The organism is Pseudomonas sp. LBUM1658, assembly GCF_059716055.1.
In genome coordinates this window covers 6,739,652-6,765,754 of sequence record NZ_CP166798.1, presented here as the reverse complement: position 1 = coordinate 6,765,754, position 26,103 = coordinate 6,739,652, and the positions used below count along the sequence as shown (strand labels likewise).

The following is a 26,103-nucleotide window of genomic DNA, read 5'->3' as shown; positions in this document are numbered from 1 at the left end:
CATGGCAGGCGCAAAAGAGATTCGCAGTAAGATTGCGAGCATCAAAAGCACGCAAAAGATCACCAGCGCCATGGAAAAAGTGGCGGTCAGCAAAATGCGCAGGGCACAAATGCGCATGGCTGCTAGCCGTCCTTACGCGGAGCGCATCCGCCAGGTTATCGGTCATCTGGCCAACGCCAACCCGGAATATCGCCACCCCTTCATGATCGAGCGCGAAATCAAGCGCGTCGGTTATGTCGTCGTGAGCAGTGACCGTGGTTTGTGCGGTGGTTTGAATACCAACCTGTTCAAGGCTTTGGTCAAGGACATGGCGGTAAACCGCGATCGCGGCGTAGAGATCGATCTGTGCGTGGTCGGTAGCAAAGGTGCGGCATTTTTCCGCAACTTCGGCGGTAACGTCGTCGCTGCTATCAGCCACCTGGGTGAAGAGCCGTCGATCAATGATCTGATCGGCAGCGTCAAGGTGATGCTGGATGCCTACCTGGACGGCCGTATTGACCGCCTGTCCGTGGTGTCCAACAAGTTCATCAACACCATGACGCAACAGCCTACGGTGGAACAGTTGATTCCGCTGGTGGCGACCCAGGATCAGAAACTCAAGCACCACTGGGACTACCTCTACGAACCGGATGCCAAGGAGCTGCTTGACGGCTTGATGGTCCGCTACGTGGAGTCGCAGGTGTACCAGGCGGTGGTCGAGAACAACGCGGCTGAACAGGCTGCGCGGATGATCGCAATGAAGAACGCTACCGATAACGCCGGTGACTTGATCAGCGATTTGCAGCTGATCTACAACAAGGCGCGTCAGGCTGCGATCACCCAAGAGATCTCGGAAATCGTCGGCGGCGCTGCCGCGGTTTAACGGTTCAAATATTCAGAGGATCCAGCTATGAGTAGCGGACGTATCGTTCAAATCATCGGCGCCGTTATCGACGTGGAATTTCCACGCGACAGCGTACCGAGCATCTACAACGCGCTGTTGGTACAAAGCGCGGCCGGGACCACCCTCGAAGTTCAGCAACAGCTGGGCGACGGCGTGGTTCGTACCATTGCGATGGGTTCCACCGAAGGCTTGAAGCGCGGTCTGGAAGTCAAAGACTCCGGCGCAGCCATCTCCGTACCGGTCGGTAAAGCGACCCTGGGCCGGATCATGGACGTTCTGGGCAACCCGATCGACGAAGCTGGCCCGATCGACACCGAAGAACGCTGGGGCATTCACCGTCCTGCGCCGACCTTCGCTGAACAGGCTGGTGGCAACGACCTGCTGGAAACCGGCATCAAGGTTATCGACCTGGTTTGCCCGTTCGCCAAAGGCGGTAAAGTCGGTCTGTTCGGTGGTGCCGGTGTAGGCAAAACCGTAAACATGATGGAACTGATCCGTAACATCGCCATCGAGCACAGCGGTTATTCCGTGTTCGCCGGTGTGGGTGAGCGTACTCGTGAGGGTAACGACTTCTACCACGAGATGAAGGACTCCAACGTTCTGGACAAAGTGGCACTGGTCTACGGTCAGATGAACGAGCCGCCGGGTAACCGTCTGCGCGTAGCACTGACTGGCCTGACCATGGCCGAGAAGTTCCGTGACGAAGGTAACGACGTACTGTTGTTCGTTGACAACATCTACCGTTACACCCTCGCCGGTACTGAAGTATCCGCACTGCTGGGCCGTATGCCTTCTGCAGTAGGTTACCAGCCGACCCTGGCTGAAGAGATGGGTACTCTGCAAGAGCGCATCACTTCGACCAAAAACGGTTCGATCACCTCGATCCAGGCGGTATACGTACCTGCGGATGACTTGACTGACCCGTCGCCTGCGACCACCTTCGCCCACTTGGACGCCACCGTCGTACTGTCCCGTGACATCGCTTCCCTGGGTATCTACCCAGCGGTCGATCCACTGGACTCGACTTCGCGCCAGCTGGACCCGATGGTTATCGGCCAGGAACACTACGACACCGCTCGCGGCGTACAGTATGTGCTGCAGCGCTACAAAGAGCTGAAGGACATCATTGCGATCCTGGGTATGGACGAGCTGTCGGAAGCCGACAAACAGTTGGTTAACCGTGCTCGTAAGATCCAGCGCTTCTTGTCGCAACCGTTCTTCGTGGCTGAAGTCTTCACTGGTGCCTCGGGTAAATACGTTTCCCTGAAAGACACCATTGCCGGCTTCAAAGGCATCCTCAACGGTGACTACGACCACCTGCCAGAACAAGCGTTCTACATGGTCGGCGGCATCGAAGAAGCAGTCGAGAAAGCCAAAAAACTGTAATCCCGGCGCCCGGCAACGGGCGCTAATCAGGTTGAGGCAAGCAGATGGCTATGACAGTCCATTGCGATATCGTCAGCGCGGAAGGAGAAATCTTTTCCGGTCTGGTCGAGATGGTGGTCGCGCACGGCAGCCTGGGTGATCTTGGTATCGCTCTAGGTCACGCTCCGCTGATTACTGAACTCAAGCCGGGCCCGATCCGCCTGATCAAGCAGGGTGGGGAAACCGAGGTGTTTTACATCTCCGGTGGTTACCTCGAGGTTCAGCCGAACATGGTCAAGGTTCTTGCCGACACCGTGCAACGTGCTGCCGACCTGGATGAAGCCTCCGCTCAGGAAGCCGTCAAGGCTGCTGAGAAGGCCTTGCATGACAGAGGCGCCGAGTTCGACTACGGTTCCGCTGCCGCACGTCTGGCCGAGGCCGCAGCTCAGCTGCGCACCGTCCAGCAGATCCGCAAAAAGTTTGGCGGTTAAGCCAGGCATTTTGTGTGATTGATTAAAAAGGGTAGCCTCGGCTACCCTTTTTCTTTTTCCGCAGTTCAATTTTTGGTCGCAGCCGCTGACCACCCAGGATTGGTAGCCAGTCATGTCTCTTGAAATCGTTATCCTCGCTGCCGGTCAAGGCACTCGCATGCGTTCGGCACTGCCGAAAGTGCTTCACCCGGTGGCGGGCAATTCCATGCTCGGCCATGTTATCCACAGCGCCCGGCAACTTGATCCGCAGCGCATCCACGTGGTGATCGGGCATGGTGCCGATGTGGTGCGTGAACGTCTGGCCGCAGACGATTTGAATTTCGTATTGCAGGACAAGCAACTCGGCACCGGCCACGCCGTGGCTCAGGCCTTGCCGTTCCTGACGGCTGAAAACGTACTGATCCTCTACGGCGATGTGCCGCTGATTGAAGTCGAGACGCTTCAGCGCCTGCTGAAGAAAGTAACCCCCGAACAAATCGGGCTGTTGACCGTCAACCTGGCCGACCCTACCGGTTACGGCCGGATCGTCCGCGATACTGACGGCAAAGTCGCCGCCATCGTCGAACACAAGGACGCCACTGACGCCGAGAAGGCCATCTGCGAAGGCAACACCGGGATTCTCGCGGTGCCTGGCGCACGGTTGGCCGAATGGCTGGGTCGCTTGTCGAACAACAACGTCCAGGGCGAGTACTACCTGACCGACGTGATCGAAATGGCGGTCAAGGACGGTCTGGTGGTGGCCACCGAACAACCCCATGACGCCATGGAAGTGCAGGGTGCCAACGACCGCAAGCAGCTCGCTGAGCTGGAGCGCCACTACCAATTGCGCGAAGGCCGTCGCCTGATGGCGCTGGGCGTTACCCTGCGTGACCCGGCACGGTTCGATGTGCGTGGTGAAGTCAGTGTCGGTCGTGACGTGCTGATCGACATCAACGTGATTCTCGAAGGCCGGGTAGTGATCGAAGACGATGTCGTCATCGGCCCCAATTGCGTGATCAAGGACAGCACTTTGCGCAAAGGCGCGGTGATCAAGGCCAACAGTCATATCGAAGGCGCAATCCTGGGCGAAGGCAGCGATGCCGGTCCGTTTGCTCGCCTGCGACCGGGGACCGTGCTGGAAGCCCGGGCCCACGTGGGTAACTTTGTCGAGCTGAAGAATGCTCATCTGGGTGAAGGCGCGAAGGCGGGTCACCTGTCCTATCTGGGCGACGCCGAGATCGGTGCGCGCACCAACATTGGCGCGGGCACCATCACCTGCAACTACGATGGCGCCAACAAGTGGAAGACCGTGCTGGGTGAAGATGTGTTCATCGGTTCCAACAACTCGTTGGTGGCACCTGTGGATATCGCCAACGGTGCGACGACTGCGGCGGGTTCGACCATCACTTGCGAGGTGGGCGCCGAGCAATTGGCAGTCGGTCGCGCTCGCCAGCGCAATATCGATGGCTGGAAGCGGCCGGTGAAACTCAAGAAGAGCTGAGTTATTCAGCGCTGCGAACATCGCTAAAAGATCGCAGCCTGCGGCAGCTCCGGGATTTGCGTTCATTCAGGGTGAGCGTGGAGCCTTGGGAGGAGCTGCCGCAGGCTGCGATCTTTCGGTTTATCCACAGACATTTTTCATCTATGAACTTGACGAGTTTCTCCCAATAGGTTTTGATTGCCTTCGTTATCTTTCGAAACGAAACTTATAAAGCCCATGTCGAAACGAAATACACCACAACGTCGCCACAATATCCTCGCCTTGCTCAATGAGCAGGGCGAAGTCAGTGTGGATGAGTTGGCCAAGCGTTTCGAAACCTCGGAAGTCACGATTCGCAAGGATCTGGCTGCGCTGGAGAGCAATGGCCTGTTGCTGCGCCGTTATGGTGGTGCGATCACCATGCCGCAAGAGCTGGTGAGCGATCTTGGGCAGCCCGTTTCGAAATACAAGCAGGCCATCGCCCGTGCCGCCGTGACGCGGATTCGCGAACATGCGCGGATCATCATCGACAGCGGCAGTACTACCGCAGCCATGATTCCGGAGCTTGGCCAGCAGCCGGGGCTGGTAGTAATGACCAACTCCCTGCACGTTGCCAATGCCCTGAGCGAACTGGAGCACGAACCTGTGCTGTTGATGACCGGTGGCACTTGGGACCCGCATTCCGAGTCTTTCCAGGGGCAGGTCGCCGAGCAGGTACTACGCTCTTATGACTTCGACCAGCTGTTCATTGGTGCCGATGGCATTGATCTGACCCGTGGCACCACGACCTTCAATGAACTGCTCGGCCTCAGTCGGGTGATGGCAGCAGTGGCTCGTGAGGTGATCGTGATGGTCGAGGCTGACAAGATCGGCCGCAAGATTCCCAATCTGGAGCTGCCCTGGAGCAGTGTCCATACCCTAATTACCGATGATCGTTTGCCACTCGAGGCACGCGAGCACATTCAGGCCCGCGGCATCACCTTGATATGCGCGGCAGTCAACCAGGAGAAATAAGCATGTGTGGAATTGTTGGCGCGGTCGCTGAACGGAATATCACTGCCATCCTGCTCGAAGGCCTCAAGCGCCTTGAATACCGCGGATACGACAGCGCTGGTGTGGCAGTTTTCACCAACGCCGGCAAGCTTGAGCGTCTACGCCGCCCGGGCAAGGTCAGCGAGCTGGAACAAGCCCTGGCCGGTGAGCCTATGGCCGGTCGCCTAGGGATCGCCCACACCCGCTGGGCGACTCACGGTGCGCCGTGCGAGCGCAATGCCCACCCGCATTTCTCCGGTGATCTGGCGGTGGTGCACAACGGCATCATCGAGAACCATGAAGCCCTGCGTGCGCAGCTGAAAGGCCTGGGTTATGTGTTTACCTCCGACACTGACACCGAAGTCATTGCCCACCTGCTCAACCACAAGCTCAAAGACTTGCGCGATCTGACCGTTGCGCTAAAGGCTACCGTGAAAGAACTGCACGGCGCCTATGGCCTGGCGGTCGTCAGTGCTCATCAGCCTGATCGTCTGGTGGCGGCCCGCAGTGGCAGCCCGCTGGTAATTGGTCTGGGTCTGGGCGAGAACTTCCTGGCGTCCGATCAGTTGGCGTTGCGTCAAGTCACCGATCGTTTCATGTACCTGGAAGAAGGCGACATCGCCGAGATCCGCCGCGATAACGTGCAGATCTGGGATATCGACGGTCAGTCAGTCGAACGTGAAGCTGTGCAATACCGTGATGGCGCCGAAGCCGCAGAAAAAGGCGAGTTCCGCCACTTCATGCTCAAGGAAATCCACGAGCAGCCGTCCGTGGTCCAGCGCACCCTGGAAGGCCGCCTCAGCCAGAACCAGGTGCTGGTCCAGGCTTTCGGTCCACAAGCAGCCGAGCTGTTTGCCAAGGTCCGCAATGTGCAGATCGTCGCCTGTGGCACCAGCTACCACGCCGGCATGGTTGCCCGTTACTGGCTCGAAGAGTTGGCCGGGATTCCGTGCCAGGTCGAAGTCGCCAGTGAGTTCCGCTACCGCAAAGTCGTGGTGCAAGCGGACACGCTGTTCGTGACCATTTCGCAGTCCGGCGAAACCGCCGACACCCTGGCGGCGCTGCGTAATGCCAAGGAACTGGGTTTCCTCGCCAGCCTGGCGATCTGCAACGTCGGCATCAGTTCACTGGTGCGCGAGTCCGACCTGACCCTGTTGACCCAAGCCGGTCGCGAAATCGGCGTGGCCTCGACCAAAGCCTTCACCACTCAGTTGGTCGGGTTGCTGCTGCTGACCCTGTCCCTGGGCCAGGTCCGCGGTACGTTGGCCAAAGGTGTGGAAGCCGAACTGGTCGAGGAACTGCGCCGTTTGCCGGCTCGCCTGGGTGAAGCGCTGGCCATGGACAGCATCATCGAGAAAACCGCCGAGCTGTTCGCCGAGAAGAACCACACACTGTTCCTCGGCCGTGGGGCGCAGTTCCCGGTTGCGATGGAAGGCGCGCTCAAGCTCAAGGAAATCTCCTATATCCACGCCGAAGCTTACCCGGCCGGTGAGCTGAAGCATGGCCCGCTGGCGCTGGTCGACGCCGATATGCCGGTAGTGACCGTGGCGCCGAACAACGAGCTGTTGGAGAAACTCAAATCCAACCTGCAGGAAGTTCGCGCCCGTGGCGGCGAGCTGGTGGTCTTTGCCGACGAACAGGCGGCCATGACCAATGGCGAAGGCACTCACGTCATCAACATGCCGCACATCCACGACACCCTGTCGCCAATCCTCTACACCATCCCGTTGCAGCTGTTGTCGTACTACGTGGCCGTACTCAAAGGCACCGACGTCGACCAGCCGCGCAACCTGGCGAAATCCGTAACGGTGGAGTGAGTTATCCACAGCCCGCGGCTGTCGATTGAATGGAAGTCAGCATTACCCCCAAGGCTTTCAGCGCAGGCTAGATCGCCAAGATCGCAGCCTGCGGCAGCTCCTACGGGGGATCGGCGTAGCGACGGATGTACGCGGTCGGCGTAGGAGCTGCCGAAGGCTGCGATCTTTTTGGGGGTACCTGGAGCTTAACTGAACGGCATTTGCGTTTGCTCTTGCCAAAGAGGTGCCGCCATGGACAGGTTCCAGGAAATGCAGGTGTTCCTCGCCGTGGCGCAAGAGCAGGGTTTTTCTGCTGCGGCGCGGCGCTTGAGCCTGTCGGCGGCGAGCGTTACGCGGGCAGTTGCGGCGCTGGAAAAACGCATCGGCGCACAGCTGCTGACGCGCACTACCCGTAGCGTGCACCTGAGCGAGGCCGGTCAGCGTTATCTGGAAGACTGCCGACGCATCCTCGCCGAACTCCAGGAGGCCGAAGCTTCGGCGGCCGGAAGCCATGCCCAGCCGCGGGGGCAACTGACGATCACGGCACCGGTGTTATTCGGTGAGTTATTCGTAACGCCGGTGATGGTCGCTTACCTGGATCAATTCCCCGAGGTCAGCATCAATGCTTTGCTCGTCGACCGTGTGGTAAGCATGGTCGAGGAGGGGATCGACGTCGCGGTGCGCATCGGTGAACTGCCGGACAGCAATCAGCATGCGATCCTGGTGGGGGAAGTGCGGCGGGTGATCTGCGGCTCGCCCGGTTACTTGGCGAGCCATGGCCGGCCTCTGCATCCGGATGACCTGTGTCAGGCACGGATCGTCGCCCCATCGTCCATCGGACAGACCAGGAACTGGCAATTTCAGCAGGCGGGTACAGTGCTGAGCGTTCGTCCCGAGCCACGCCTGGTTGTCACCGCGAATCAGGCGGCGATTGCTGCGACCTGTCTGGGTTTGGGATTGACTCGGGTTCTGTCTTATCAGATCGCCAGCAAGGTCGCCGCCGGCGAGCTGGAAATCGTGCTGCAAAACTTCGAACTGCCGCCACTGCCCATTCATGTGGTGTATCAGGGCGGGCGCAAGGCGCCGGCGCGGGTACGCAGCTTTGTCGATTTCGCGGTGCAGTCGCTACGTGATCATCCTGCGCTGCAGGCCTGAAGCTTTATTGCACCTAATGAAATAATTGATTGTGTTTTCTGGTTATTCTGTTGTTTTCGTTGTGGGTGGAAGATAGCTTCCATCGACGCGGCTCTGTCCTGGAGTTCGCTATTGCCTGCGGAGTCCTTCATGTCCCAGCCAGCTATCAAACTCTATAATTTCCCGCGCTCCGGTCATGCCCACCGAGTCGAGCTGATGCTCTCGCTGCTCGGCCTGCCGACCGAACTGGTATTCGTCGACCTGACCAAGGGCGCGCATAAACAACCTGAGTTCCTCGCGTTGAACGCTTTTGGCCAGGTTCCGGTCATCGATGACCAAGGCGTGGTACTGGCCGACTCCAATGCGATTCTGGTGTACCTGGCGCAGAAATACGGCAAAGGCCGCTGGCTGCCGACGGATCCGGTTGGCGCTGCCAGGGTCCAGCGCTGGTTGTCGGTCGCGGCGGGGCAGATTGCCTCAGGCCCGGCCGCGGCTCGAATGATTACCGTGTTTGGCGCGCCGTATAACGCTGAAGAAGTGATCGCCCGTTCCCATAGCCTGCTCAAGGTTATCGATCAAGAATTGTCCAATACCCCCTACCTGGCGGGCGAAGAACCGACCATCGCCGATGTCGCCGCCTACAGCTACGTCGCCCATGCGCCAGAAGGCAATGTGTCACTGGCCGACTATGCCAATGTGCGTGCGTGGCTTGCCCGCATTGAAGCCTTGCCCGGGTTTGTCGCTATGCCGCGCACGGTAGCCGGCTTGCAAAAAACCGCCTGAGAACACCGAGCCCGGCCCAACCAGACTGCGCCGTCGGCGCAGGGGGAAACCGCGATGAATCTTAAATCTCCCTGGCATGCCGGCGAGAAGCAGCTGCAGGCGCACGTTGGTGTCGCTGAGCGCATGGAAGCATTCGGCCCCAAGGTCATCCGCAATTACCTGCCTGATCAGCATCGTCAGTTCTATGAGCAGCTGCCCTTCATGCTGTTCGGTGCGGTGGATGCCGACGGCAACCCGTGGGCCAGTATTCTCGAGGGGCAACCGGGTTTCGCCCGCTCTCCCGAGCCTGTGCTGTTGCAACTGGACAGTCTGCCGCGCCAGGACGATCCGGCTCAATTACAGGCCGGTGCGGCTATCGGCTTGCTGGGGATCGAGCTGCATACCCGGCGGCGCAACCGGATCAATGGGCGAGTCAGCGAGATGACCGCTAACGGCTTTACCGTGGTGGTGGAGCAGGCTTTCGGCAATTGCCCGCAGTACATTCAGTTGCGCCAGTTCGAATCGGTGCCTGTAGTAACTCCCTCGGCGCCTGTGGTGCAGCGTCTAAGCATGCTGGATGATAGGGCGAGCGCAATGATTCGTGAGGCCGACACCTTCTTTGTCGCCAGCTATCTCGACGTTGAGCACCAGCGTTCGGTGGATGTTTCGCATAGGGGCGGGCAGAGTGGGTTTGTTCAGGTTGATGGAAATTGCCTGACTATTCCCGATTTCGCCGGCAACCTGCATTTCAATACCTTGGGCAACCTGCTGCTCAATCCGCGGGCCGGTTTGTTGTTCATCGATTTCACCACGGGGGATCTGCTGCAGGTCAGTGGGCGTACCGAAATTATTCTTGAAGGGCCGCAGGTTGACGCCTTTCAAGGCGCCGAGCGGCTCTGGAAGCTGCAGGTGGAACAGGTTATCCGCCGGCCCGCGGCGCTGGGTTTGCGCTGGCGGTTCGAGGACTTCTCTCCCAACAGTCGGCTGACCGGCACTTGGGAGCAGGCTGGCGCACGTCTGCAAGCCGAGGCGCTGGGTAACAACTGGCGGCCGATGCGGGTCACCCGAATCGAAATGGAAAGCCGCAACATCCGTTCGATTTACCTGGAGTCAGCAGACGGTGCAGGCTTGCCGCTGTTTCAGGCCGGGCAGCATTTGCCAGTACGGTTCACCATTGATGGCCAGGTGCATATCCGCACCTACAGCCTGTCGAGCGCGCCGTCCGATGGGTTTTTCCGAATCAGCGTGAAGCGTGAGGGCATTGTGTCCTCTCATTTGCACCAACAGATTCATGTGGGTGATCTGCTTGAGGCACGTGCACCACAGGGGCATTTCACGGTGGCTGCTGCAGAGCGTCGGCCACTGGTGCTATTGGCGGCCGGCGTAGGTATCACGCCATTGTTATCGATGTTGCGCGAGGTGGTTTACCAGGGCCAGCGAACTCGTCACACCCGGCCCAGCTGGTTGATTCAGAGTTCGCGGAGCCTGGCCGACCAACCGTTTCGCGCTGAGCTGGACCAGTTACTGGAACAGGCCGGCGACGCGGTAAGGGTGGTGCGTCTGCTCAGTCAGCCAGAAAGTCAGACCCGTGAAGGCGAGGATTTCGATCTGACCGGACACCTTGATATCGCATTGCTCAAGGCTGTGCTCCAGATCGAAGACTATGACCAGGTGGATTTTGTCTTGTGTGGGCCCAGCAGCTTTACCCAGGGGCTTTACGACGGTTTGCGTGAACTGGATGTCCGTGATGAGCGGATTCATGCCGAGACGTTCGGTCCCTCGACCTTGCGCCGGCTGCCAGACCCCGAAGCGAGGCCTTTCGATCAACTGTCGGCGGCTACCACCTCGGTACCGGTGGTGTTTCATCGTTCGGCCAAGGAGGCCCGCTGGGAGCCTGCCGGTGGCAGCCTGCTGGAGTTGGCGGAGAGCCGCGGCTTGAGACCCGAGTTCAGCTGTCGGGGTGGCTCCTGCGGGACCTGCAGCACGCGCTTGATCAGTGGCCAGGTGCATTATCCACAGCCGCCAGCCGAGTTGCCCGGTGTCGGCGAGGTTCTGATCTGCTGCGCGGTCCCGGCCAGCGGACCCGAAGGTCAGCAGCCGCTGGTGCTTGATTTGTAGACGTAAGAGCAGTCTTTGGCGCTTTTTGCCAGGCTACAGAATTTACGCTTGCTGCACGAACGTCAGCCTCAGGGCGAAGCCGATCAACAGGCTGCCAAACAGCCATTGCTGCACCCGCTGTGCCGAGGGGCTGCGCTCAAGCCAGCGTCCGAGCCAGGCCCCGACCAGCGCGTAACAGCTGTCGAACAACAACCCGACGATCACCAGCACCATGCCCAACTCGATAAACTGCGTCGCCACCGGGCCGGCGTAGGGGTCGATGAATTGCGGCAGCAACACCGAGCAAAACAGCAATGCCTTGGGGTTGAGCAGGTTAGTTAGCAGCCCGCGCTGAATGGCTTCACGCCACAATAAGGTCTTTGTGGGCGCTTCGGCCGGGTTCAGGCTGGGCAGCATGTTGCAGCGCAGACACTGAACCCCTAGCCACAACAGGTACGCGGCACCGGCCAGGCGTACCACTTCAAAGGTCCAGGGCGCGGCCTTGAACAGGGTCGCCAGGCCCAACGCCGCTAATGCCACATGACAACCGCGAGCGATGGCCAACCCCACGGCGGTGGCCAACGCCGCGGCCTTGCCCTGACGCGCACCGGTTTGCAGCAACAGGATCATGTCCGGACCCGGCAGCAAGTACACCACCGCCAGGGCCAAAAAAAACATCCACAGCTCTGCCACTTTGCCACCCCATTCGTTAATCGATTCGGTGAGCAAAGTCTATGCCCGAAGGGCAGGGCAGGTGCTTGCGTAGTCAGCCACTCAAGCAGCTAGACTTGGCACAATCTGCCAATCCATCAATAAAAACAGTCTGGAACTGCCAAGAATGAAACTGGATGCCTACGACCGCCGAATACTCGCCGCCCTGCAACGGGACGGTCGCCTGAGCAACGTGCAACTCGCTGACGAGATCGGTCTGTCAGCCTCGCCCTGTTTGCGTCGGGTTCGCCTGCTGGAAGAGGCCGGAGTGATTCGCGGCTATCAGGCCAACCTCGATCGCGACGAAGTCGGCCTGGGTTTGACTGTATTTGTCGGGGTCAAGGTCGAACGGCACAACGACGCCGAAGCTGAAGCCTTCCGCCAGGCAGTGACGGCGTTGCCCGAGGTGATTTCAGCGTTTCTGGTGTCGGGCGAATCGGACTTTTTGCTGCAAGTGGTCGTGCCGGATCTGCGGGCGTATGAACGCTTCCTCACCGGCAGCCTGCTCAAATTGCCGGGAGTCAGCGATATCCGCAGCAACTTCGCCATCCAATCCGTAAAAACCCCAGGGCCGTTGCCGCTGGGGCATTTGCCGGATTGACTCGGGCATGCCCACTCTCACAATTGGATCTTCGGTGTGCACACCATCTGTGCCCCAAGCCGATCTAATGTGGAAGCGAGCTTGCTCGCGATAGCGGTGTAATTACCCACACCATTCTTGACCCGACACTCCCTACATCTGCGTCGCCATCCCCTCCACATTCATCGCCGCCTGACGCAGCGCTTCGGAGCGAGTCGGGTGGGGGTGGCAGGTCAGGGCGATGTCTTCGGCCGAGGCGGAAAACTCCATGGCCACGCAATACTCGCCAATCATTTCACTAACGCTTGGGCCCACCAGATGGACGCCCAGAATCTCGTCGGTACGTTCGTCCGCCAGCACTTTGGCGAAGCCTTCGGTTTCGTGATTGATTTTTGCCCGGCTGTTGGCGGTGAAGGGGAATTTGCCGACCTTATAAGCCCGACCTTCGACCGTGAGCTGCTCTTCGGTCTTGCCGACGCTGGCCAACTCGGGTTTGGTGTAAATCACGTTGGGGATCAGCTCGTAATTGACTTCACTGGCCTTGCCGACGATTTGCTCGATGCAGGCCATGGCTTCGTCTTCGGCCTTGTGGGCGAGCATCGGTCCGGAGGTGACATCCCCGATCACCCAAACCCCGGCGGCCTCGGTGCGGTGGCCGATGTTGGGCAGCATGCCGCGCTGGTCCGTCGCCAGGCCGACGTTTTCCAGGCCCAGCCCTTGGGTGTAAGGCCGGCGCCCAATGGCGACCAGCACATAGTCCGCTTCCAGCAGCTCGGCCACGCCACCCGCCGCCGGTTCGACCCTCAGCTGCACGCCGGTGGCCGAAGTGGTGGCGCTGGTGACTTTGGAACTCAATTTAAAGGTAATGCCCTGTTTTCCAAGTGACCGTTGCAAAGTTTTACCGGCCTCGCCATCCACCCCCGGGCAGATGCGATCAAGGTATTCGACCACCGTCACCCGGCTGCCCAAGCGCCGCCACACAGAGCCCAGCTCAAGTCCAATCACCCCCGCGCCGATGACCACCAGATGGTTGGGCACTTCACTGAGCGACAGCGCGCCGGTGGAGTCGAGAATGCGCTGATTGTCGATCTCCACACCCGGCAGTGGGGTAGGTTCGGAGCCGGTGGCGATGATGATGTTCTTGCCGTGCAGTTCGGTTTTGCCGCCTTGGCTATCGGTTACAGTGACTTTGCCCGGGCCGTCGATATGGCCCCAGCCGATGATCCAGTCGACCCCGTTTTTGCGAAACAAAAACTCGATGCCCTTGGTCAGCCCGGCAACGCTCTGGTCTTTCTGTTTCATCATCTGTGCGAGGTTGAGGGTCGGTTTGACCTCGATGCCAAGGTTGGCGAATTCGGCGCCCATCGCCGCGTCATAGAGTTCCGAGGCGTGCAGCAGCGCTTTGGAGGGCATGCAACCGACATTCAGGCAGGTCCCGCCCAGGGTCGCCCGGCCTTCGACGCACGCCGCCTTCAAACCCAGCTGACCTGCGCGGATGGCAGCATTATAGCCACCAGGGCCACCGCCCAGAATCACGACGTCGTAGGTACTCATGGCTGCTCTCCTGCAAGGGGAAGGAAACGTCTAACGGTAGACTGGGTAAAACATTATGATCGTAATATGAGTCGGTCGAGTGAGACGCGTCAAGGGGTCGCGGTCCGAGAAGAAACTGGAGTACTGCGCACTCTCAGGTCCACCAATAGCGCACCAGATGGAAGAAAATCGGCGCGGCAAAACATACCGAGTCCAGCCGATCAAGCATGCCGCCATGGCCTTCGATCATATGGCCCCAATCCTTCACGCCGCGGTCGCGCTTGATCGCCGACATGACGATGCCGCCGGCAAATCCCAGCAGGTTGATCAACAAGGCGATGAGGAATGACTGCCAAGGGTTGAACGGAGTGATCCACCACAGCGCAGCGCCGATCAGCGAGGCCAGCACAATGCCGCCGACAAAACCTTCGACAGTTTTCGATGGCGAGAGATTCGGCGCGATCTTGTGTTTGCCCAGCAGCTTGCCGCAGACGTACTGCAACACGTCCGACAGCTGCACCACCATCACCAGATAGGCAATCAGCAGCAGGTTGCGACCTTCGTAGCCGGGGATGTCGAGGGTCAGCAGCGCCGGCACGAACGACACGCAGAACACCGCGATCATCAGGCCCCATTGGACTTTCGAGGCGCGCTCGAGGAAGTGCGTGGTGTCGCCTCCCAGCGAAGCAAGAATCGGCAGCAGCAGGAACACGTAGACTGGGATAAAGATCGAAAACAGCCCGTACCAGTCGAAGTAGATCAGCAAGTACTGCAGAGGTAGTGCCAGGTAGAACGCCGCCACCAACGCCGGGTAATCGCTGCGGCGGGTCGGTGTCAGGGTGAGGAATTCCCGCAGGGCATAGAAGGACACCGCGTAGAACAGCAGGATGACTGCACTAGTACCGAGCCAGAAGGCGATACCGATAACCACCACCATCACCCACCAGGCGTTGATCCGCGCGTTGAGGTTATCGATCACCGGGTTTGGCGTGCCGCGGGTCCGCTGCTTGAGGATGAAACCGATCAGCGAGGCCAGCAGCAGGATCGCGCCGATCGCGCTGAACAACATCAGGGTTTGCCTATCCATCTCAGGAGTGCTCCGGGGCCAGGGCCAGCAGTGCATCGCGGCTGCGTTCAAGAAATTGCACTTTGCTCTCGCTCTCTTCGAGCACGAGCGGTACCCCGAAGCTGGTTGTGCATAACAAGGGTAGAGGCAGGACTCGACCTTTGGGCATAACCCGGTTGAGATTGGCGATCCACACCGGGATCAGCTCGACCTGTGGGTAACTTTTCGCCAGGTGATAAATCCCGCTTTTGAAGGGCAGCAGACCCTCTTCAAGATTGCGCGTGCCTTCCGGGAAAATGATCAGTGAGTCACCATTCTTCAGCGCTTCAAGCATGGGCTGCAAAGGGTTATCCACAGGGTCTTTGCGTTCGCGGTCGATCAGTACGCCGTTGAACACCCGATTGATGATGTAGCGACGCAACGGGCTTTTTTGCCAGTAATCCGCACCGGCCACCGGCCGCGTGACCTTGCGCAACACTGGCGGCAATGAAGCCCAGAGCAGCACGAAATCGCCGTGGCTGCTGTGGTTGGCAAAGTAGATGCGCTGCACCGGCTGCGGCGCGCAACCGAGCCACAGGCTGCGAGCGCCGGTGACTGTACGGGCTGCGGAGGTAATGAGCGTGGCGACCACGGGTTCGAACATGAGGATTCCTTATCCAGTGAAGGGCAGCCAAGGGCTGGCGAGGATAACCACGAGCGGTGGCAGCACTTGCCCGGCCAACAGCTGCACTTGCCGACGCAACAGTTTCAGTGCGCCGCGGCTGCGTTCAGCCCAGCTTCTAGCGGGGGGATCGTTTTTTTGCAGGTTAAAGCTCTGCAACGCCTGGTCCATGGCTTGAGTGCTTTGCATCAGTTGCTCGGTTTCGCAGGCCATCCGCTGAAACAGCTCGGCATCAAAAGCTACTCGCAGCGCCCAGTACTTCTGCAATAGCCCGAGCAGCACCATCCACGCACTGAGGATCAGGTAGACCGGGCTGTGGGTGGTCAATAATAGTTGCACCAGGCCGAACAACAAGCCCAGCAGGGTTATGCCTGTGGATAGCTGATCCAGCGCACGACCCCGGCGCAACAGGCTGGCGACGACTTCCAGGGAAAGGTCAGTGGCCATGGGCGATTCTCATTTGTTCCAGTGCCTGGCGATGGGCCAAGTGCAGTACGATCTCTGGCCGACTCTGTCGAATCTGTCTCACCGCAGCCTCGACGCTGGTGGCGCGACCGCTGTACAGCAACCACGCGGCGACGGCCGTGGCACTGCGTGAATAACCCAGCGCGCAGCAAACCAGCAGCGGCCCGTGCGGACGCAGTCGCTCAATGGCCTGCGCGGCTTCCAGGCATTGCCCGGCAGTAGGGGCGACCAGGTCGAGCACGGGCAGAGAGTGATAGTCCAGGCCGGTTGCGTGCAACGACAATTCAGCGCAGAGATCGAGTACCGCTCGGAACTGGCTGTCTTTCAATTCCGATGAACTCGGGATCCGCCCTAACCAAACGTTATCCACAACCCGGTCTGCCTGTGGATACTTTTGGAGCTGGCTGTCTTTCAATTCCGATGAACCTGGGATCTGTTCTAAACAAACGTTATCCACTTGTGGATATTTTTTTGTCCACAGCCTCGAATTGATCCAGGCTGCCCCCAGATAGGGTGCCAGCAACCAACGCACGGCCGGGCTCAGCCGGCCATCGGCGCCCTTCTGGAAGCCCGCCGAATCGAACAGCGCGTAGTTCAACGCCACCATCAACAAGGCCACGGCCGGCCAGAGCAACCACAGCCACCAGCCGCCAAACGCAAAGGTTGGAACGCCCAGAACTACGGCACCAAACGTATAACCCAGAGCCAATTTCCAGCGCTTGCGATCAGCTGCCAAGCGTGCAGCCTGTAGCGGGCTGGGCCGTTCCAGCGGCCACAACCAGACACACAACCAACCGGCCAGAACACCTGTGGGTAAGTCTATAAAGTGGTGTTGATAAGTACTGAGGACAGAAATCCCGATCAGCCCGAACCAGCCATGCATCAACCAACGCCAGGCGCCCTGTGTATATGTATAACGTTGGTAGCAAACCCAGAGCACCACCAGCAGGGCAATGTGCAGAGAAGGTGCTTGATTGAAGGGTTTGTCGAAGCCCGCCAGCACGTCGAACAACCAACCGAACACTCCCTCCATTTCCGGTCGCTGGAAAGTGAAGCGCAACGGCCAGAGCAGGAAGCAGCTGACGGCGATCGCCTGGGCCGTGAGCAGGCGCAAGGCATGGCGCCTCAGCTCGTGGTGGCTGGTCGGCAACAACAGCGACAGACCGTACAACAGGTCGATCGACCAGTAGGGCACGATGGTCCAGGCCAGGAACGGAATGTGCGACTCCCAGCCAAAGACCAGGCTGCCGACGTCATCTCGCTGAGCGGAAACCCAGGTGGCGAAACCGTAGGTGCTGAAAAACAACGGCGCCAGCAACAGCAACCAGAGCAGCGCCGATTTCAGTAGGCCTGGTTCGCGCAGGGGTGTCGCGACGCTGGTCATCATTGCACCCGTTGTGCCAGGGACACGCTGAAGATGCCCCACTCATCAATGCGCTGGGTGATCTTGCGAAACCCCGCCGCTTCGACCAACTGATCCATTTCTGCCTGACTGCGGCGGCGCATGATCCAGGCCTGACCCTGGCGGTGGCTGGTCAGGGCGCGAGCGATAAGTTCCAGTTGCGGGTGCCATGGCTGGCCGGTGTAGATCAGGTAACCGCCAGGCTCGACGGCGGCAGCCAACCCGGCCAGCGAACCACTGACCAGTTGATTGTCGGCGAATAACTCGTAAAGCCCAGAGACCACGGCCAATGTCGGTTTCGGTTGCAGCGCCGCGAGATCGGCCTGGTCGAAGGCGTCGCCTTTAATGAAGCTGGCAATCTCGCTCAAGCCTTTATCTGCAATCAGCGCGCTGCCTTCGCGCACATTGAGGTCGCTATAGTCGCGCAGCAGGATCGATTCGGGCAGCGGGCTGACGCCCTGCAAGGCTTCGAGAATGTAGCGCCCGTGGCCGGCGGCGATGTCGACGATGCGAACTTCGCGGTGCTGCTCGCGCAGCTGTTCCATCGCCAGGCGCAACAATTCCTCCAGATGCACTTTGCGTTGGCGAATGCCCCTCCAGCCGATGGAGTTCAGGTAGTTCTGATCGATCATCCGGCCCACGGCGGTGAGCCCGGTCGGCTGGTTGCGGTAGACGTAATCCAGGGTGCTGCCGGAGTCGAAACCGCTGTCGAAGCCGAGTTTGACCCCGGCCGACAATCGGCTACCCAGACGCATGCTGGCGCGGGTCAGGCGCCAGTACAGGTCACGTAGCGAGTTGCGTGGCAAGGGTGCCGCCAGCGCTTCGGATTCGGCGCAGCTCAGGCCGAGGCGGTCGGCGTCGAGCAGGGCAGGGCGGCTCGCCGGGCGTTCAAAGTTATGCAGGATAAAACGCCGGGCGCTACTCAGCGCGGTGGCGCGGTCTCGTTCGCCGAGGGTGTCGTGAAAGAACCCCGGAAGAATATGCTTTTCCTTCTGCAAACTGCCGAGGCGCTCAAAGAATTGCTCCTGGGGTTGGCGATGTACCACGAAGTCCGAACCGGAGATCAGCAGCTGAGTGGGCACCTGAATCGCCTGCGCATCGGCGACCACGCGATCCGCCGCTTCACACAGCCCGAGCAATACGTTCACCGAAATCGCTTTGGTGATCAGCGGGTCGCTGTCGTAGGAGGCCACCCGTTGCCGGTCATGGCTGAGCAGGCGCGCCTTGACGTAACTGTTGATGAAGAAGTTGCCGCGAAACTTGCGCATCAGCGCCAGGCCCGTCCTGGCGAAGGGCACGTAGAGTTTCACCTTGAACGCCGGCGAGGCCAGCACCAGCGCTCGGATACCCGGCGCATAGTCGTGGACCCAGGTGGCCGCGATCACCGCGCCGACGCTCTGGGCGATCACCGCCATGTTCTGCTGGTCAATCTGGTAGCTCGCACTCAGGTGGTCGCAGAAGCTCTGCACGTCGCGCACGCTGCTGGCAAAACTCGGGCTGTCGCCACGGGCTCCGGGGGATTGGCCGTGACCGCGAGCGTCCCAGGCGAAGAAATCGAATTGCGGCAGGTCCAGCTCATCCACCAGATGGGCGATGCGCCCGGAGTGCTCATGGCCGCGATGAAACAGCACTACCGCCTGGCGTAGCTCACCGGCAGGCAGCGCGCTGGCAGGCCAGCGGCGGTAAAACAACTGTACCCCGTCGTGGGTGCTGAAGGTCTGATCCTGGGCTTCGCGCATGCTGGTCTCCTTATGCCGTCGGGGCGTTGTTGCGGGCTTCTTTCAAGCCCTGACGGACCCGATTGACCAGGGTGTAGAGCAGCAGAGCCGCGACCACCAGCAGCAGGCCGTTGATCCAGCTTGCCGATAGCCAGCCCAGGGCGATACCGGTCGCCAGCACTCCGAGTACCAATGCCCGATCGCTTTTTCCCATCGGGCCGTCGTAACGTCGCGAGGCGCCGATCATTGGCCCGAGCACTCCCGTGTATTCACTGAACAGCGCCAGTAAGGTCACCAGCAATACGATCAGCAGATCCACTCCTGGGATCATTGCAAATGGCAGGATCAGCGCGCTGTCGGCGACGATGTCACAGAGCTCATTGAGGTAGGCCCCCAAGGGCGATTGCTGGCCGAATTCGCGCGCCAGCATGCCGTCGATGGCGTTCAGCGCCATGCGCAGAATCATCCACACTGGAATCAGTGCGAACACCCAGAGATGCTCGGCGAAACTGGCTACCGCGACCCCCACCAGCACTGATATCAGCCCTGCCAGCAAGGTGATTTGATTGGCGGTGGTGCCGTTATCGAACAGGCGTTGAACCAGTGGCCGCAGCAGATTCTGAAAGGCCGGTTTGAGCTGGTAGATGGAAGGCATGGAGGGGACAGTTCCTTGTCGAGGATGTTGTGTCTGGCCCTGAGCGTAGCTGCTGGCGAGGGAGCTTGCCCTGATGCCGGCCAGTCGAGTGCGCAACACCGTTAACCAAGAGTGTGCGGCATACGAAAATTTCACTACTATCGTTATATCGTAACGAAATAAAAATTCGCAACGGCCGGGGACTAATCCCCAGGCCCGGTTTTGGCAACGGCAAGCGCTGGGGTGGTATGCAAATCGATCTGGATGCGGATGGGGCGGATGTGGAAGGGCTGCCACGGTTTCAACAGGCGGCATTCCACGCGCGACGGTTGAAGCGCGTCGGCATAGGCCTGGCAGGACTGGCGGCGGTTGGGCTGGTGCTGGGGTTTTTTGTCGGCGTGTTTGCGCCGCAGTCGGTCTGGTCTGCGTTGCTGGCCAACCAGGGTGCGACGTTACTGGTTGTGCTTGCAGGTTTGCAATCGGCCTGGTGCGTGAGTCATTGGCGGCAGCAAGCATTGGGGACTCGCAAGCCGGCGACTGTTGCAACCGCCGCCCCCACTCCCGCCGAAACCCTTGGCTGGTACGAGCGATTGCTGGAACGCATCAGTCAGCGATGGTTCAAGCTGCTGGCACAGATTGGCGCACCGACCCTCTGGTTGGCCGGTTGGTCGCTGCTGACGCTGTTGAGTATCGAGCAGGTCTGGAACCTGTCGTTGCCCAGCGCAGTGTTGGGGCTGTCGGCCAGTGTCGGGGCGGCGCTTTCGTTGTTACTGGCCTTCGGCTTGTTGGTGTTCGAACGTCAGCTGGCCCAGGAAAACCCTGTCGAGTGGCCCGAAGCCGGGCAGCTTGGGCAATTGGTGCGCGTAGCGATCATTTGCCTGGTGTTGAGCGCGCTTTGTCTGTTGTTCAGCAGTGAGGCGTCAGTCTGGCCGGTGCGGCTGGCGGTATTGATCGGCCTGTTGCCGGGTTTGGTGGCGGCCGAGTTTCTGCTGCGCGCCTTGTTGTCGCTGTTCAGCCCGCGCCGTGAACAGCTTGAACCACGGTTGCTGGCGCAGAGTTTTGTTGCCGATATGCTGCGCTGGCCACCCCAGCCCTTGCTGGCATTGCAGCACGAATTGCACAACCGCTTCGGTATTGACCTCAGGCAGATCTGGGCCTTCAGCTACATGCGACGGGCATTTTTGCCGGTGCTGTTAGTGGTACTGGCGCTCGGCTGGTTGCTGACCGGGATTCACGAAGTTCCACTGCAAGGTCGGGGCATTTACGAGCGATTCGGCAAACCGGTGGAGGTTTTCGGGCCAGGACTGCACGCCGGCTTGCCTTGGCCGTTGGGTCGAGTGTTGAGCGTCGAGAATGGCGTGGTACATGAGTTGGCTACAAGTGGTGATGCGCCTGTCGCAACGCCGTCGGAACCTGCGGAAGGCCCTGCGCCGTTGATTGCCAATCGGCTGTGGGATGCCAGCCATGTGAATGACAAATCCCAGGTGATCGCCAGCAGTCGCGCCGACAAACAGAGCTTTCAGATCGTCAACATGGATGTGCGTTTTGTCTATCGCATAGGCCTGACCGATCAGGCGGCAATGGCGGCGACCTATAACAGCGCCGATGTGCCGAGCCTGATTCGCAGCACCGCCAGCCGGATTCTGGTTCACGATTTCGCTTCGCGGACCCTCGACGGATTGCTGGGGGAGGACCGTCAGGGGCTTGCCGAGGAGATCGGCCGCGCCGTGCAGGCTGACTTGCAGAAGCTCGACAGTGGCGTGGAAATTCTTGCCACTGTAATCGAAGCGATCCATCCACCGGCAGGTGCCGCAAACGCTTATCACGGTGTTCAGGCAGCGCAGATTGGCGCTCAGGCATTGATTTCCCGTGAGCGCGGATCGGCCAGTGAACAGACCAACCAGGCGCAATTGCAGGCCAGTATCGCCCACGATCAAGCCTTGGCCATCGCCCATGAAATCAGCGCCAGCGCCAAAGCGGCCGACCGGCGTTTCGCCGCCGAGCAAAAGGCTTATGCGGCTGCCGGCCAGGCTTTTGTGCTGGAACAATATTTGAGTCAGCTGACCTTCGGCCTGGCTAACGCCAGGCTGCTGGTTCTCGATCATCGACTCGGCGCCAACGGTGCGCCGACCATTGATCTACGCACTTTCACGCTACCGGCTGACCCTGCGGCGCCGCGTAATCCCGTTCAGCCAGGAGCCGCCCAATGAGCCAGCCGCATTCCCACGATGAGCATCAAGACCATTCCGGCCACGAGCACGGGCACCATCACGGCCACCATCATCACCATGGTGAGCCACAGGAGGCCGGGCCTTTTCCCTTGAGGCGCATGGCCTGGGCGGCGCTGCTGGTGTTGTTTGCCATTGCCGCGGCAAGCCTGGTGCAAGTGCGTTCCGGCGAAGCGACGGTGATTACCCGCTTCGGTAACCCGTCGCGGGTGCTGCTCGATCCTGGTCTCGGCTGGCGTTGGCCGGCACCGTTCGAAGCGGCGATCCCGGTTGATCTGCGATTGCGCACCACCTCCAGCGGTTTGCAGGACGTCGGTACCCGCGATGGTTTGCGGATCATTGTGCAGGCTTATGTGGCGTGGCAGGTGCAGGGCGACCCGGATAACGTGCAGCGCTTTATGCGCGCGGTGCAAAATCAGCCGGACGAAGCGGCGCGACAAATCCGCACCTTTGTAGGCTCGGCACTGGAAACCACGGCCAGTAGTTTCGACCTGGCCAATCTGGTGAATACCGATGCCAATCAGGTCCGCATCGCTGACTTCGAAGCACAGTTGCGCAAGCAGATTGATCAGCAACTACTCACTACCTACGGCGTACGTGTGCTGCAAGTTGGCATCGAACGGCTGACCCTGCCATCGGTGACCTTGACCGCTACCGTCGATCGAATGCGTGCCGAGCGTGAAACCATCGCCACTGAGCGCACGGCGATCGGCAAACGGGAAGCGGCGCAGATTCGTTCGGCTGCCGAGCGTGATGCGCGAATCATGCAAGCCGACGCCACGGTGAAAGCGGCCGATATCGAAGCGCAATCCCGAGTCGAAGCCGCACAGATTTACGGCCGCGCTTACGCGGGTTCGCCGCAGCTGTATAACTTGCTGCGCTCATTGGACACCTTGGGCACTGTGGTCACTCCGGGTACCAAACTGATTTTGCGTACCGATGCGGCGCCATTCCGGGTGTTGGTTGATGGGCCGCCGAGTCTCGGCAACAAGGCCGGGTCGCAACCATGAATAAGGTTCCACGTGGAACAAATGCAGTCGAAAGTCCGTGGATTCAGGCCGGTCGTTTGACCTTCCTTGCGTTGTACGCGGTAACGGTATTGGCGGCGCTGGCTTGGACGTTCTCCAACATACGACAAATCGATCCACAGAATCGTGCGGTGGTATTGCAGTTCGGCGCCCTGGATCGGATTCAGAATGCCGGATTGTTGTTGGCTTGGCCGCGCCCGTTTGAACAGGTGGTGTTGTTGCCGGCGGCAGATCGGGTGATCGAGCGTCGGGTGGAAAACCTGCTGCGCTCCGATGCTGCACTACAGAGCGATAGAGTGGCGAGCTTCGCCACGCCGTTAAGTGATGCCTTGGCCGGCTCCGGTTACTTGCTGACCGGTGATGCCGGCGTGGTGCAACTGGATGTGCGGGTCTTCTATAAGGTCACCGAGCCCTATGCCTTTGTACTGCAGGGCAAACATGTGCTGCCGGCACTGGATCGGCTGGTCACCCGCAGTGCCGTGGCGCTGACCGCCGCGCGAGATCTGGACACTATTCTGGTGGCGCGCCCCGAGCTGATCGGCGCCGACAATCAGGCTGCCGAGCGTCGCGAGCGACTGCGTGGCGACCTGATGCGCGGTATCAACCAACGCTTGGCCGAGTTGACCGCAACCGGACAGGGTTTGGGGATAGAGGTGGCGCGGGTCGACGTGCAATCAAGTTTGCCCGGCCCCGCGGTGAATGCCTTCAACGCCGTGCTGACCGCCAGCCAACAGGCTGATAAAAACGTGGCGAATGCGCGAACCGAAGCCGAAAAACTCACCCAGACTGCCAGCCAGCAAGCCGACCGTGCCCTGCAAGTTGCCCACGCCCAAGCCAGTGAACGCCTGGCCAAAGCCTCGGCCGACACCGCGACAGTACTGCGCCTGAGCCAAGCGCAGCAGGAGGGCGCCGACCCGGAAATGCTCCTGCGCATCTACCGCGAGCGCCTGCCGAAAATCCTCGGCCAGGCCGGGTCGGTAACCACGGTCGATCCTAAAGACGATTCTCGCCTGATCATCCAGGGAGCTGAACAATGACTGCCCAATCCGCTGCCGCAACACCTGCGGCGAGCATGCTGACTTCTGTCGAACAACGCAGTGCCGCTCGCCAATTGACTCTGGCCATGCTCGCCCTCGGCTTGCTTGGTCTGGGTCTGGTCTGGCGCTGGTGGGCGCCGGAGCAAAACGGCGTCAGCCAGTTGCTGCTGGGTTTCGCCTCGCTGCTGGTGGCCGTACCGGTGATGCGTTCGGCCTGGTACAGCCTGCGTTACCCAAGCCTGCACGGCATCACTGATCAATTGATCGCTTTGGCGATGATGGGCGCCTGGGCCACTGGAGATTTGCTGACCGCAGCCTTGCTGCCGATCATCATGATCTTCGGTCACGTGCTGGAAGAGCGCAGCGTGATCGGCTCCCAGGAAGCCATTAATGCCTTGGGCAAATTGACTCGCAGTCACGCCCGGCAAGTGCAAGCGGACGGCACGATTGTCGAAGTGGACAACAGCACACTCAAGACCGGAGACCAGGTGGAAGTGCGCGCCGGTGATCGGGTTCCGGCCGATGGCCAGGTGCTTTCCGGGCAAGCCAGCCTTGATACGGCGCCGATTACCGGAGAGTCGGTGCCGCTGGAGGCGAGTGTCGGCATGCAGGTGTTCGGCGGGGCGATCAACCTCGATGGCTTGCTGCGGATTGAAGTCACCCGCACCGGCACTGAATCGACATTGGGAAAAGTCATCGCGCTGATGCAAAGCGCCGAACGTTCGAAGCCACCGATTACTCGTTTGCTCGAACGTTATGCCGGCAGCTACATGGTGCTGGTCTTGCTGCTGGCGGCGGTCACCTGGTTTATCAGCAACGATCCCCAAGCGATGTTGGCGGTGTTGGTGGCGGCCTGTCCTTGCGCCCTGGTGTTGTCGGCGCCGGCCACGGCGATTGCCGGGATCGCCGTGGCGGCGCGTCACGGGATTCTGATTCGCAGCTCAGCGTTTCTCGAAGAGTTGGCGGACCTGACTTCGCTGGTGGTCGACAAGACGGGAACCCTGACCTTCGGCACCCTGCGTTTGCAGTCAATCGACAGCCCGATCGAAGATCGCAGCCCACTGCTGAGGCTGGCCGCCAGCCTTGGTTCTGCCAGCAGCCATCCGGTCAGCCGGGCGTTGGCCGGTTTAGTGACGCAGGAGCATTTTCTGTTGTTGTCGGATATTCGTGAGCGCCAGGGTTTGGGTGTGGTCGCGCAGACCGAGCAGGGTGAGGCGGCACTCGGTCGTCCGGAGTTGTTTGCTCAACTGCAGATTGCCACGTCGGTTGTGCCCGAACATGACGGACCTATCGCCGGCTTGGCGCTGGACGGGAAATTTCTCGGCTGGCTGTTACTGGCGGACAGCATCAAACCCGAGGCGCGCAATGCCCTGAGCGAGCTGCGTGAACTGGGCCTGGGGCGGCAGTTGCTGCTCACCGGTGATCGGCGAAGCGTGGCCCACAGCCTGGCTCGTGAAGTCGGGATAAGCGACGTCGAAGCCCAGGCCTTGCCCGAAGACAAGCTCAACCGGGTCCTGCAAGAAATCCGCAGTGGCTTCCGGCCGATGGTCGTGGGCGATGGGATCAACGACTCGCTGGCCCTCAAGGCAGGGGTAGTCGGTGTGGCCATGGGCGCGGGCGGCGCGGACATCGCGTTGGCCTCGGCCGATATCGTGCTGATCGGCAGCGACCTGCGACGCCTGGGCACCTGCGTACGCCTGAGTCGCCAGTGTCGGCAGACGCTGCAGGTCAACGTGATCATCGGTCTGGGCTGGACCCTGGCGATTGTCGCGTTTGCCGCATTCGGCTGGTTGGGGGCTGCGGGGGCAATGATTGCGGCAGTGCTGCACAACCTAAGCACTTTGTTGGTGTTGGGCAACGCGGGCCGGTTGCTGCGTTTTCAGGAGCCGTTGCTCAAGCTTAAGGAGGAGGTTTGATACTGTCGCATCAACACCATTTCACAGCCTGAAACCATTGAAGCGCAGGGCGGTTGTCAGGGGCCTGGAGCTTTTTCGAACTGTATAGCGAGTTGGTAGTCTCTT

General features: G+C 60.2%; 22 protein-coding genes. 14 read left to right on the top strand and 8 right to left on the bottom strand.

The annotated features are described in order from the left end of the window. Position 1: 1 nt before the first annotated feature. From atpG to ACA064_RS31245, 9 genes are all read left to right on the top strand, one after another. Positions 2-862 (top strand): F0F1 ATP synthase subunit gamma, encoded by an 861-nt coding sequence (gene atpG / locus ACA064_RS31285; RefSeq protein ID WP_150642175.1) that lies wholly within the window; start codon positions 2-4, stop codon positions 860-862. Positions 863-889: 27 nt separating this feature from the next. Next, a complete protein-coding gene (atpD, locus tag ACA064_RS31280) occupies positions 890-2,269 on the top strand; it encodes a F0F1 ATP synthase subunit beta (protein WP_150642174.1) in 1,380 nt (459 codons plus the stop codon). 44 nt (positions 2,270-2,313) lie between these two features. Further along, a complete protein-coding gene (locus ACA064_RS31275; protein WP_150642173.1) occupies positions 2,314-2,739 on the top strand; it encodes a F0F1 ATP synthase subunit epsilon in 426 nt (141 codons plus the stop codon). 112 nt (positions 2,740-2,851) lie between these two features. Continuing rightward, positions 2,852-4,219 (top strand): bifunctional UDP-N-acetylglucosamine diphosphorylase/glucosamine-1-phosphate N-acetyltransferase GlmU, encoded by a 1,368-nt coding sequence (gene glmU / locus ACA064_RS31270; RefSeq protein ID WP_497671538.1) that lies wholly within the window; start codon positions 2,852-2,854, stop codon positions 4,217-4,219. A 216-nt stretch (positions 4,220-4,435) separates the two neighbouring features. Then, positions 4,436-5,212 carry a DeoR/GlpR family DNA-binding transcription regulator gene (locus ACA064_RS31265; protein WP_497671537.1) on the top strand — a complete coding sequence of 259 codons (777 nt, stop codon included), beginning with the start codon at positions 4,436-4,438 and terminating at the stop codon, positions 5,210-5,212. 2 nt (positions 5,213-5,214) lie between these two features. Next, on the top strand, positions 5,215-7,047 hold the full coding sequence (gene glmS / locus ACA064_RS31260; RefSeq protein WP_497671536.1) for a glutamine--fructose-6-phosphate transaminase (isomerizing): 1,833 nt from the start codon (positions 5,215-5,217) through the stop codon (positions 7,045-7,047). Positions 7,048-7,278: 231 nt separating this feature from the next. Beyond that, positions 7,279-8,181 carry a LysR family transcriptional regulator gene (locus tag ACA064_RS31255; protein ID WP_497671535.1) on the top strand — a complete coding sequence of 301 codons (903 nt, stop codon included), beginning with the start codon at positions 7,279-7,281 and terminating at the stop codon, positions 8,179-8,181. Positions 8,182-8,310: 129 nt separating this feature from the next. After that, the gene (locus ACA064_RS31250; protein WP_497671534.1) at positions 8,311-8,943 is read left to right on the top strand and encodes a glutathione S-transferase family protein; all 633 of its coding nucleotides are present in this window, start codon (positions 8,311-8,313) and stop codon (positions 8,941-8,943) included. Positions 8,944-8,997: 54 nt separating this feature from the next. Further along, positions 8,998-11,040, top strand: a complete 2,043-nt coding sequence (locus tag ACA064_RS31245) for an FAD-binding oxidoreductase (protein ID WP_497671533.1) — start codon at positions 8,998-9,000, stop codon at positions 11,038-11,040. A gap of 42 nt (positions 11,041-11,082) precedes the next feature. Here ACA064_RS31245 and ACA064_RS31240 read toward each other — a convergent pair whose 3' ends face one another. After that, on the bottom strand, positions 11,083-11,712 hold the full coding sequence (locus tag ACA064_RS31240) for a LysE family translocator (protein ID WP_497671532.1): 630 nt from the start codon (positions 11,710-11,712) through the stop codon (positions 11,083-11,085). Positions 11,713-11,857: 145 nt separating this feature from the next. Here ACA064_RS31240 and ACA064_RS31235 point away from each other — a divergent pair, with 145 nt between their 5' ends. Next, a complete protein-coding gene (locus tag ACA064_RS31235; RefSeq protein ID WP_497671531.1) occupies positions 11,858-12,331 on the top strand; it encodes an Lrp/AsnC family transcriptional regulator in 474 nt (157 codons plus the stop codon). 132 nt (positions 12,332-12,463) lie between these two features. Here ACA064_RS31235 and lpdA read toward each other — a convergent pair whose 3' ends face one another. The 7 genes from lpdA to ACA064_RS31200 form a co-directional block, all read right to left on the bottom strand. Further along, positions 12,464-13,864 carry a dihydrolipoyl dehydrogenase gene (lpdA, locus tag ACA064_RS31230; RefSeq protein WP_497671530.1) on the bottom strand — a complete coding sequence of 467 codons (1,401 nt, stop codon included), beginning with the start codon at positions 13,862-13,864 and terminating at the stop codon, positions 12,464-12,466. Positions 13,865-13,997: 133 nt separating this feature from the next. Continuing rightward, positions 13,998-14,930: a phosphatidate cytidylyltransferase gene (locus tag ACA064_RS31225; protein ID WP_497671529.1), complete on the bottom strand. Its 933-nt coding sequence runs from the start codon at positions 14,928-14,930 to the stop codon at positions 13,998-14,000. A gap of 1 nt (position 14,931) precedes the next feature. Beyond that, a complete protein-coding gene (locus ACA064_RS31220) occupies positions 14,932-15,552 on the bottom strand; it encodes a lysophospholipid acyltransferase family protein (protein ID WP_497671528.1) in 621 nt (206 codons plus the stop codon). Between the two features lie 9 nt (positions 15,553-15,561). Then, positions 15,562-16,017: a hypothetical protein gene (locus tag ACA064_RS31215; protein ID WP_497671527.1), complete on the bottom strand. Its 456-nt coding sequence runs from the start codon at positions 16,015-16,017 to the stop codon at positions 15,562-15,564. Then, positions 16,007-17,422 (bottom strand): phosphatase PAP2/dual specificity phosphatase family protein, encoded by a 1,416-nt coding sequence (locus tag ACA064_RS31210; protein WP_497671526.1) that lies wholly within the window; start codon positions 17,420-17,422, stop codon positions 16,007-16,009. Before ACA064_RS31210 ends, ACA064_RS31215 begins: the two co-directional genes overlap by 11 nt. Further along, complete coding sequence (locus ACA064_RS31205) at positions 17,419-19,176, bottom strand: bifunctional alpha/beta hydrolase/class I SAM-dependent methyltransferase (protein WP_497671525.1); 1,758 nt, start codon at positions 19,174-19,176, stop codon at positions 17,419-17,421. The genes ACA064_RS31210 and ACA064_RS31205 overlap by 4 nt, the downstream gene beginning before the upstream one ends. A gap of 10 nt (positions 19,177-19,186) precedes the next feature. Continuing rightward, positions 19,187-19,810, bottom strand: a complete 624-nt coding sequence (locus tag ACA064_RS31200; RefSeq protein ID WP_497671524.1) for a CDP-alcohol phosphatidyltransferase family protein — start codon at positions 19,808-19,810, stop codon at positions 19,187-19,189. A 227-nt stretch (positions 19,811-20,037) separates the two neighbouring features. Between ACA064_RS31200 and hflK (ACA064_RS31195) the strand changes: the two genes are divergently transcribed. The 4 genes from hflK (ACA064_RS31195) to ACA064_RS31180 are packed head-to-tail and all read left to right on the top strand — an operon-like array spanning position 20,038 to position 25,998. Further along, positions 20,038-21,999 (top strand): protease modulator HflK, encoded by a 1,962-nt coding sequence (hflK, locus tag ACA064_RS31195; protein ID WP_497671523.1) that lies wholly within the window; start codon positions 20,038-20,040, stop codon positions 21,997-21,999. Continuing rightward, complete coding sequence (gene hflC / locus ACA064_RS31190; protein ID WP_497671522.1) at positions 21,996-23,027, top strand: protease modulator HflC; 1,032 nt, start codon at positions 21,996-21,998, stop codon at positions 23,025-23,027. Before hflK (ACA064_RS31195) ends, hflC begins: the two co-directional genes overlap by 4 nt. Beyond that, complete coding sequence (gene hflK / locus ACA064_RS31185) at positions 23,024-24,082, top strand: protease modulator HflK (RefSeq protein ID WP_497671521.1); 1,059 nt, start codon at positions 23,024-23,026, stop codon at positions 24,080-24,082. The genes hflC and hflK (ACA064_RS31185) overlap by 4 nt, the downstream gene beginning before the upstream one ends. Further along, positions 24,079-25,998: a cation-translocating P-type ATPase gene (locus ACA064_RS31180; RefSeq protein ID WP_497671520.1), complete on the top strand. Its 1,920-nt coding sequence runs from the start codon at positions 24,079-24,081 to the stop codon at positions 25,996-25,998. The genes hflK (ACA064_RS31185) and ACA064_RS31180 overlap by 4 nt, the downstream gene beginning before the upstream one ends. Positions 25,999-26,103 lie beyond the last annotated feature (105 nt).

Bases quoted from the DNA above. Each gene is read 5' to 3' on its own strand.
- atpG (WP_150642175.1), top strand. From the start codon at position 2: ATGGCAGGCGCAAAAGAGATTCGCAGTAAGATTGCGAGCATCAAAAGC.
- atpD (WP_150642174.1), top strand. From the start codon at position 890: ATGAGTAGCGGACGTATCGTTCAAATCATCGGCGCCGTTATCGACGTG.
- ACA064_RS31275 (WP_150642173.1), top strand. From the start codon at position 2,314: ATGGCTATGACAGTCCATTGCGATATCGTCAGCGCGGAAGGAGAAATC.
- glmU (WP_497671538.1), top strand. From the start codon at position 2,852: ATGTCTCTTGAAATCGTTATCCTCGCTGCCGGTCAAGGCACTCGCATG.
- ACA064_RS31265 (WP_497671537.1), top strand. From the start codon at position 4,436: ATGTCGAAACGAAATACACCACAACGTCGCCACAATATCCTCGCCTTG.
- glmS (WP_497671536.1), top strand. From the start codon at position 5,215: ATGTGTGGAATTGTTGGCGCGGTCGCTGAACGGAATATCACTGCCATC.
- ACA064_RS31255 (WP_497671535.1), top strand. From the start codon at position 7,279: ATGGACAGGTTCCAGGAAATGCAGGTGTTCCTCGCCGTGGCGCAAGAG.
- ACA064_RS31250 (WP_497671534.1), top strand. From the start codon at position 8,311: ATGTCCCAGCCAGCTATCAAACTCTATAATTTCCCGCGCTCCGGTCAT.
- ACA064_RS31245 (WP_497671533.1), top strand. From the start codon at position 8,998: ATGAATCTTAAATCTCCCTGGCATGCCGGCGAGAAGCAGCTGCAGGCG.
- ACA064_RS31235 (WP_497671531.1), top strand. From the start codon at position 11,858: ATGAAACTGGATGCCTACGACCGCCGAATACTCGCCGCCCTGCAACGG.
- lpdA (WP_497671530.1), bottom strand. From the start codon at position 13,864: ATGAGTACCTACGACGTCGTGATTCTGGGCGGTGGCCCTGGTGGCTAT.
- ACA064_RS31225 (WP_497671529.1), bottom strand. From the start codon at position 14,930: ATGGATAGGCAAACCCTGATGTTGTTCAGCGCGATCGGCGCGATCCTG.
- ACA064_RS31220 (WP_497671528.1), bottom strand. From the start codon at position 15,552: ATGTTCGAACCCGTGGTCGCCACGCTCATTACCTCCGCAGCCCGTACA.
- ACA064_RS31215 (WP_497671527.1), bottom strand. From the start codon at position 16,017: ATGGCCACTGACCTTTCCCTGGAAGTCGTCGCCAGCCTGTTGCGCCGG.
- ACA064_RS31210 (WP_497671526.1), bottom strand. From the start codon at position 17,422: ATGATGACCAGCGTCGCGACACCCCTGCGCGAACCAGGCCTACTGAAA.
- ACA064_RS31205 (WP_497671525.1), bottom strand. From the start codon at position 19,176: ATGCGCGAAGCCCAGGATCAGACCTTCAGCACCCACGACGGGGTACAG.
- ACA064_RS31200 (WP_497671524.1), bottom strand. From the start codon at position 19,810: ATGCCTTCCATCTACCAGCTCAAACCGGCCTTTCAGAATCTGCTGCGG.
- hflK (WP_497671523.1), top strand. From the start codon at position 20,038: ATGCAAATCGATCTGGATGCGGATGGGGCGGATGTGGAAGGGCTGCCA.
- hflC (WP_497671522.1), top strand. From the start codon at position 21,996: ATGAGCCAGCCGCATTCCCACGATGAGCATCAAGACCATTCCGGCCAC.
- hflK (WP_497671521.1), top strand. From the start codon at position 23,024: ATGAATAAGGTTCCACGTGGAACAAATGCAGTCGAAAGTCCGTGGATT.
- ACA064_RS31180 (WP_497671520.1), top strand. From the start codon at position 24,079: ATGACTGCCCAATCCGCTGCCGCAACACCTGCGGCGAGCATGCTGACT.